Origin of the sequence: Crocosphaera sp. (genome assembly GCF_030064895.1) — a bacterium.
Lineage (GTDB): Bacteria > Cyanobacteriota > Cyanobacteriia > Cyanobacteriales > Microcystaceae > Crocosphaera.
On the sequence record NZ_JASJEB010000143.1, the window covers coordinates 1 to 9,177 of the forward strand.

Sequence of the window (9,177 nt, forward strand, 5' to 3'; positions counted from 1 at the left end):
CCAAAAACTTATTCTTGGAGTTTGACGGGGAGAGGGGGAGATGGGGAGACGGGGGGAAATTAATCAGATCAACTATTATCAATCAAGGACAATTTGCAACTTTGGGATGCTCCCAGTTAGAATCACTGTCTATTTATCAATGGATAATGGATAATTGACAATTGATAATTAATTCGGTAACAAACCTCTCCTTCTTGGTGAAGTTCCTCTTTGATGGAAATCCCCAAGACCCGACTGCACTGCTTTTAAGCAGAAAAAAGTTAAAAGTATGATTTCCCATCCAATCCTCTTCTCTTTAGAGAGAGGTAATTATCCATTGTCCATTATTGAAGGTTTTACTTTAGAATATGGCGAAAAAAAGACAGCAAAAAAAAAGACATTGTTGGCTTTTTATGACCGAAAAATGCAGATTCTAGAAAAGCAGATTGGAGATGGTAAAAAGAGGGCGACCCAATACTGTTCGGTTAATAAAATTGTCTGTTGAGACAGGGATGGAGAAGAGGGGGAAGAGAAAACATTATGTATTGCTTAATTCTTCCCACACTTCCCACACTCCCTATTTCATCAAATGTAGTCTGTAATCAGATCAATTAGCTTAATAAAAAACAAAAACAGAGGTTACTTTTAAATGGCAAACATAACAGGAGATAAGACTAATAACTTAATTACTGGAACACAAGAGAATGATTACCTATCAGGTCGTGATGGGAATGATTCTCTATATGGTCGTGATGGGGATGATGCTTTATCTGGTGGTAATGGAAATGATTATTTATCTAGTGGTAATGGAAATGATTATTTATCTGGTGGGGATGGAAATGATTATTTATCTGGTGGGGATGGAAATGATTATTTATCTGGTGGTAATGAAAATGATTCCTTGTCTGGTGGGGATGGAAATGATTCCTTAGATGGTGGTCATGGGAATGATTATTTATCTGGTGGTAATGGGAATGATTACTTATCTGGTCGTGACGGAGACGATTATTTATCTGGTGGTAATGGAAATAATACCTTATATGGTGGAGATGGTGATGATTCTTTATACAGTCGTGATGGGGATGATACCTTATCTGGTGGAGATGGTGATGATTACTTATCCAGTGGTCATGGTAATGATGTCTTAGATGGTGGAAATGGGAATAATACCTTATATGGTGGAGATGGGGATGATTCCTTATCTACTGGTTTTGGTGATGATATCTTAGATGGTGGTTTTGGTAATGATACTTTAAATGGTGGGGATGGGAATGATATTTTCACAGGAGTGGAGTCAAATTCTCACAGCTTAGGAGAAGGAGAAATTGACATTGCAACAGGTGGAAGGGGTCAAGATATTTTTATATTAGAAAATAATTCGGGCGTTTTTTATAACGATAATGATAGTGTAAGCGAAGGAATTAATGATTATCTATTAATCACTGACTTTACCGTAGGACAAGATAGTTTTCAAGTCCAAAGAGATGTTTCTCATTATCGTTTTTGCAGTTCTCCCTTTTCTATTTTCGATTTGGGACTATATTTGGTTCAAGAAGGCGAAACTGATGAATTAATTGCCATTATCGATGGAGTTTATGATGACGGGTTAAGCGAAGATTTTTCTATATTTTCTTATTATGAAAGCTTCAACACGACTGTTGATAATATTGAGAGTATTGTTGAACAATATCATGGTCCTACAGCTATCACTCTCAGTAATAATACCATTGAGGAAAATAGTGCTAGAAACACGGTTGTTGGGGATTTAATAACCATAGACCCGGATCTGTTCGATATCCATACTTATACCCTTATTGACGATGCAGGGGGACGTTTTGCTATTAATGAATTTAATCAAATAATTATTTCTAATAATTATATATTTGACTTTGAAATTGAGAATAACTATGAGATAGAAGTTCTTTCTATTGATAATGAAGGGTTTAGTATTACTCAACGTTTAACCATTGATCTAGAGGATGTTGTTGAAGAATATAATGAACCAGTTTTAATTACTTTACCCATTCAAAGTGCTTTAAGTCAGTTTCAATATTTGAATAAAATAGTCGATAAAAATCAAGCCATTTTAGAAGTCAAGGAAGAAAGGTTAACTCTAATTAATCAACACAATGAAACGGAGAGAAATCGCTTAAATTATCTCTTAGTTGAAGAACAAAATTCTGGCAACCAACTTGAAAGTTTAATCGCTCAAAAGAATGCTTTAGATAACCAATATCAAAATGAAGTAACAGTCACTGAGGAAAGAATTAATCTTATTATTGATAATTTAGCAATCGCCAAAAATAACTTGGAACAAGAGACAAATACTGGACTAAAAGAAGGGATTTTAAAAGAGATTAATAGTTACTATTGGCAATTACAACAAGAACAAAATTTACTAGGATTAAAGCAATCAGACTATTATCATAATGTAGAACTACTGAGTTTTCAAATTACGGAAGTAGAAACCCAGTTAAGTCAGTTAAAAAATAATGAAATACCTCAACAAGAAGTAGTATTAGAAAGCATTAATCCTCAGCTTACTGTAGCTCAACAAGAATGGGAAATTGCTCAAGAAAATTATCAAACAGCAAAAAATAGTTTCGATCGCTATTTAGAAAAGAATCCTTTTCTACTCGCTAAAGATAAGAAGTTCTTTGCACAAACTATCCCTGAACTAGATAGTCAAATTCAAAAAAATAATTCAGATTTGAATGATTTTGAATTGCATTTATCTGAATTAGAATTAGACCTAAATCAATTAATAATCCAGTTAGAAGAATTAGAAAATCAAAATAATTTAACGTCCATTGAAAATAAACAAGCTGAAATTAATAATAAACGGGCAGAAATTGAAAATCAAAAAAATAAAATTAATCGTAAGCAAGAAGAACTTGAACAACAAGAAAACAATCTAAGTGAACTTCAATTTTATCGGAATAATTACTCAGAATACTCAGATTATCTATCACTCTTTGTCAATAACATTGAGAAGAAGATTATAACCTTAGAAACAGAATTACAAGCTTTACAACAAGAAGGAGTTAATAGTGAAGCGATCTCATTTAAGCAAGAGGAAATAGCCCAACAGCAACAATACTTAACTGAGTTACAAACTTATCGAGAAACTATCGTTTTAGAAGAAACAGAATTTAGTCAAAAACAGCAAACTATTCTAGATACAGAAACAGATGGACAACAAGCAATCAATCAAGCAATTGAAATTAATACAATTGAGAGTTATGTTAGCTTAATTACTCAATTAGGACAGCAAACTCAGGGATTAATAGATATTTGGGTTGACCATCTAGAAGAGTCCCATAATTATACCCTAGAAATTTATAATTCCTCTCAAGCACATTCAGAAGTATTTGATAATTTAAGTGGTTATTTAATTGAAAATTTAGACAGTCCTTTTGAAGAATATTCTCTTAATTCTATTCAGTTAGAAGAAGCAAATTTAATCTACGATGGAGTATTACAGCGACGAGATGGGTTAATGAATGCGGTTGATGATCTTGAAGATGCGATCGCTCTTTTACAAAAGAAAATTGAACAAGGAGAAGAAATTTCTGAAGAATTAAGTCGAATTAATGATTTAATTACCCTGGAAAATCAATATTATCAGTCCTACTCTGAAAACCCTGAGAATGTAGCCATATTAAGTCCCCAACTTCTCACTCAACTATCTCAAGAAATCAACCACCAAATCGAAGATTTAACAGTTAAAATTGATTTAGAAGGATTAGAAAATCAAGAAACTTATCTTGAAACTACCCTAGCTAACTACCTAGAAAACCAACAACAAAATATACTCCAATCTACGGTAAACCAAGATGAGAAAATAAACAATTTTCAATCTTTACGCCTTAAAACAGCCTATTCCATAACCCTTGCTAACACTAATCCTGACTTACTTCAAGAATATTTAGAAACCTCTTTTCCCAACTTAAACAACCTAGAAACTTTAGGTAGTTTACAGGAACAAATAGAAATTGAACAAGAAGAATATACCCAAGAATTAAACGAATTACAAGCAAGTATTCAGCAAAAAGAAGCCGAAGCTGCCGCCGCCTTATCCCAAGCTGAATGGTATCAAGAACAAGCAGAATTTCATTATCAACGTAGTCGCAAACAAGGGCCGACTTGGAATGAATATCGTAAAAGTAAAGGAAGATCAGGAAGTAGCAAAACCATTACAGTGACTCATGTAGACCACGATTGGATTATCTACGACAACTATACTAAACAAGCTAATAGCTTCAGAGAATATGCTAAAAATCTCTTAAACGATGTTGATCAAGAAACCGACCTCAAAGATATCGTAAGCGAAACCCTTGCCCAATGGAATGAAGCCAGCGACGTTGCAGATCAAGCTGAATATACCTACAATGAATTTGTCGAAATGCTTGAGACCCTTGAGGCACAACGTGACAGTGAAGCTGAACAACTGCAAATCGAAGCTTTTCAACAACTGCTTCCCACTCTCCAACAAGACTTAGTTCAAGCAGAAACCGAAGTTATTAACGCCAAACAAACCTTAGAAACTGAACGAACCGAATACCAAACCAGTCAACAAGTCTATCAAGCTACCTTAGAAACGGTTTTAGACTATGAATTATTAGACCCTGATACTCAAGAAAACCTGCTCTTACAACAAAGTCAAACCCAACAACTTCTACAACAAATAACCAACGTAGAAGCTTGGATAATTCAAGAAACCAGTGTCATCAATAGTCAACTACCAGAAGTTCAGCAGCAAAAACAGCCCTTACTCGATAAAATTGCAGACATTGAAAGCCAATTAACGAATAATCCTAACAACGATCACCTTCTCAGTCAAAAAGCCCAAATTGAAACCTCCCTTAACCTCCTCACTCAAAAAGAAAGCATCCTCACTGCCCAACAAGCTAATTTAACCCAAAAACAAACCCTTCTCGATGCCCAACGCGCCGTCATCAATGCAGAAGCTGAATTATTCGCTACCACTCTCATTAACCCTGACACCGATACCAGTCAACTCGAAACGTTTCTCCTTGACACCCAAGCGGCGTTAACCGAAGCGCAACGGTTAGCCGAACTGGCCGAAGATAGTAGTAACGCCCTCACAGAAAATTTAGAAGCCTTAGAAGCCCATTTACTGCTGCAAAATGACCAATATTTAGCCGCAATAAATAATCAACATCAACTGCTACAAGATTTAATCGAACAGACAGAACTGAGAGAAGATTATACCCTCGAAGCCTTGGAAAAACAGTTAGAATTAAATACCCTTGAAACTCAACTGATTGTCCGTCTTGAAGAACTCAACCAAGCTGGAAGTCAGGAAGCCCAATCACTCTTAGAAGTCGCCCGTAACCAGAATATAGAAACCGCCGCCGAAATTTACTGGCGTGACTATAGTGACCTACTTACCGATACAGGAGGAGGTTGTGCTGGTGGTATCGCCCGTCCTGATGACAAAGAAAAAGCGGATCGCTACTATCAAGAAATGCTGAAATATCGGGCTTTGAAGGAAGATGCGCAACAACAGGTAGATTACTATAATAACCTCAAAAATGACCTGCAAACCCAGGTAAACTTGATACAGGAGCAGTTAGGGCAAGCTGAAGGGGAATTTACTTCTGTTCAGGAGCAATTAGCTAATGCTACTGAGAACATTGATGATCTCAACCAACAGTTAGAAATTGCTGAAATACGCATCGATGTTATTAAAGCTTTCCGTGACTGGACAGAACAAATTAACCTACAAGTGTTGCAAATTGAACAGTTAAATTTAGCTCAAGCACAGTTAGCTCAAACTATTGCACAGAACCGTCAGGAGAATATTGATCTTTATCAAGAACAACAACTGCAACGACAACAGGCAGATATTAACCGACAAAGGGCGATCGCCACGGCTAAAATTGAACAGTTAAGCCAACTTGAAACCGAAGACGCGCTACAAGATGCAATCAATGACTTGCGTTCCGAGTTAGAATTAGACCCTATTGCCGATATTATTAATTTAGCCGAATATAAGGGACAATTAGCCGGTTTTCTTAGTGATTTAGAAGCCTTAGAGCAACAAAACCCTGATTTACCCCAAGATGTTAAAACCCTGTTGGCAGAAACTCAAGGGGATATTCATCAGGTATTGCAAGGGAATGAGTCTCAGACTATTCAAGAGAACTTGTTAAATACCGCCAATAGTTTAGTTACTCAAGCGCAACAGTTACAAAGTCAAATTACTCAACTTGAAGTTGAAGAAACACAGTTAGTTGCCGATCTCCAACAGGTTAATGATGATTTACAAACTGCTAGTCGACAGTTATGGGATGAAGTTCAAGCGAATGGGGTGTTAGACGCTGAACAGGCTATTTTAACCCAGGAAAATCTGCAAATCTTGTATGAGATTGGTTTTGCACAAGGGGCGATCGATCTTTCCAGTGAGTTAGCCCAACAGTCTAAGGATATTTTAAATCAGATTATTGAGGGAAGGATAGAAGAACGCAAAGCTAGGAAAAAAGCCGCCTTTAATCAGATTTTTGGCACTGTTACTATGGTTATTGCTGCCGTAGCAGCCGTATATACCGCAGGAACAGCTTTATCAGCCTTTGCAGGAGCAATTAGTAACGGTGCAACTTTTTCTGCGGCCGCCAGTGCCGCCGCCTCAGCAGCAACGACTGCCGCAACCAGCACTTTTGTAACTACATTAAATACAATCAATGCTTCTTTAAGTGCTGTTCAATCTGCTTATAATGGTGATCTAGAAGGGGCAATATTTAATGCAGGAATGGCAACATTAGGATTTGCTGGGCTTAAAGAATCTCAACAAATTTTATCGGGACTTTATAATGGTTATCAGGCAATTGATAATGGAGATGGATTAACAGGGTTTCTTAATCTTGTTAGCGGAGCTTTACCGGTATTAGAACTCTCGAAATATACTTATCTGGCACAAGCTGCTTTGAGTATTGAGAGTGGGGTTAAATTAGTAGAAGAAGGAGAATTATTGGCAGCCACTTCCAACTTTTTAAGTTCAGCTTTTTCACTAGGTTCAAGATTAAATGGAACAGATGGTAGTTTGAAGATTGATTTAGGAGTTTCCGAAGAGCTTCTTAATATTTTAAGCACAGTCGAATTAGCCGTTAATGTTGTTGATGGGGTTAAAACTATTGTTGAAGATGGTAATTTAGAAGGTTGGTTACAAGGTATTCAAGGACTTGCTGGTGGAGTAAATAATTATTTTCAACAGCAAAAAGAAATAGAAGAGAATAAATCTGATAGTGGTGGCGGTGATGATACTTTATCTGGTGGTAGCGGTGATGATACCTTATCTGGTGGTAGCGGTGATGATACCTTATCTGGTGGCAGTGATAATGGTTCAATATTTGGATTAAATTCTTCTAATACACCTATTAATTCTATAGATGAAGAAATTATCACAAAAATTGCGCAAAGTAAAGCAGAAAATCCAGAAGATATTCAGGAATTAAAACAGGCTCTATCTCAAATAATAGAGCGAGTTAAAAATTATGATTATGATGAAATGTCTTCTAGTGATTTTACGAAAGAGGAGTTACAGGGAAGATTTTTTGATGAGTTTATTTTTAATCCAGATGTAACAGACTCACAAATCATAGAAACAAGCAAATTAAAAATTGAAGATTTTAAAACTAAAGAGGATCAAGAAGAACATTCTGAATTTGCAACAAATTACCAGAATTATGAGGATTTTTCCGCACACCAAGATTCCAGAGCTATTTTTCACTTTTTAACAGGTATTCCTACTGCAGAAATATCAAAGAATCTAGCAGGTTTAGGATTTACAGGGACCAAGGATATTCATTGGAAATCTAATAGTGATAAATGGAGGCAAGGAACAGCATTTCATGACGTGACTTCTACTCTTGACTGGAAGTTTAATCAACAACAAAAGAATGTTAATAGTTGGAATAAATCTGTTTATGGAATTGAAAGTATAGTATTATCAGCAATAGTAGGAGTTGGAATACGTGAAAGTTTTCGAGAACTTTTTGATTCTGATTTAGACGAAATAAATAGTCTCGTTGATATTTTATTTAAGTTAGCTATTAAACCGATTAATTGGATTACAGAACAAATAGATCCTCTTATCATTGATTTAGATGATAATGGAATCAACCTCATCAATCTTGATAATTCCTTAATTCGTTTTGATCTCGATGCAGATGGTTATGCTGAAAACACCGCATGGGTATCACCCGAAGACGGTATTCTAGCCCTAGACTTAAACCAAGACGGCACAATAAATGATATTACCGAGATTTTCTCAGAATACTTTAACGATGGTTCTCCCAACTCTGGTTTAGACGCATTAGCAACCCTAGACAGCAACCAAAACGGTATTATTTCCGCAACAGATACCCAGTTTAATCAAATACTGGTATGGCAAGATATTAACCAAGATGGAATTAGTCAACCCGACGAACTCAAAACCTTAACAGAACACGGTATCACCAGCATTAACCTTAACGGTGTCAATACTGAAATCATCCAAGACGGAAATATAATCAAACAACGCTCAATATTCAACCGTAATGACGGAACCAGTGGGGAAATATCCGATATTGCCTTCCTCGTCACCCAAACAGGGTTTAAAGTCAACCAAACCGACACAGGAATAGAAATATTAGCCGAAGATGACACAGCAGTATCCCTCTTTATCCATGAAAACGAAACAGATTTAACCCTCAACCTCGCAGACACTAACCTACAAGTTGCCATAGGAAACATTGGTAACGACTATCTCTACACCACAGCAAATAATGATATCTTCCTCTCAGGAGAAGCAGGAGACGACACCCTATTAGGAAGCGACGGAAACGACTGGTTAGTAGGAGATGAAGGAAGCGATCGCTTAGAAGGTTTTGCCGGAGACGACTTAATCTATATCGACGCACAAGACAACTTTATTGATGGAGGAGACGGTACAGATATTGCGATCGTTACCACTATTGATGCTGTCACCCTCGACTTAGGAAACGCTAACCTAGAAATGGTTATGGGTAACGACGGAGATGATATATTTACCCACTCTGGTAACTACACTGTTGTCATGGAAGGAGGAAACGGAAACGACAACTTAACCGGAGGAAGTAACGATGATGTACTCAATGGAGGAGATGGCAATGATATTATCACAGGGGGACTCGGTGGAGATATATTAACTGGAGG

The 9,177-nt window shown here is 36.6% G+C and carries 2 protein-coding genes; both read left to right on the forward strand.

What is annotated here, in order from left to right:
- The first annotated feature begins 268 nt into the window (after window positions 1-268).
- A complete protein-coding gene (locus tag QNJ66_RS24525) occupies window positions 269-484 on the forward strand; it encodes a hypothetical protein (RefSeq protein ID WP_300511278.1) in 216 nt (71 codons plus the stop codon).
- A gap of 144 nt (window positions 485-628) precedes the next feature.
- Window positions 629-9,177 (forward strand): hypothetical protein (locus QNJ66_RS24530; protein WP_300511279.1); only part of this gene is annotated, 8,549 nt, incomplete at its 3' end.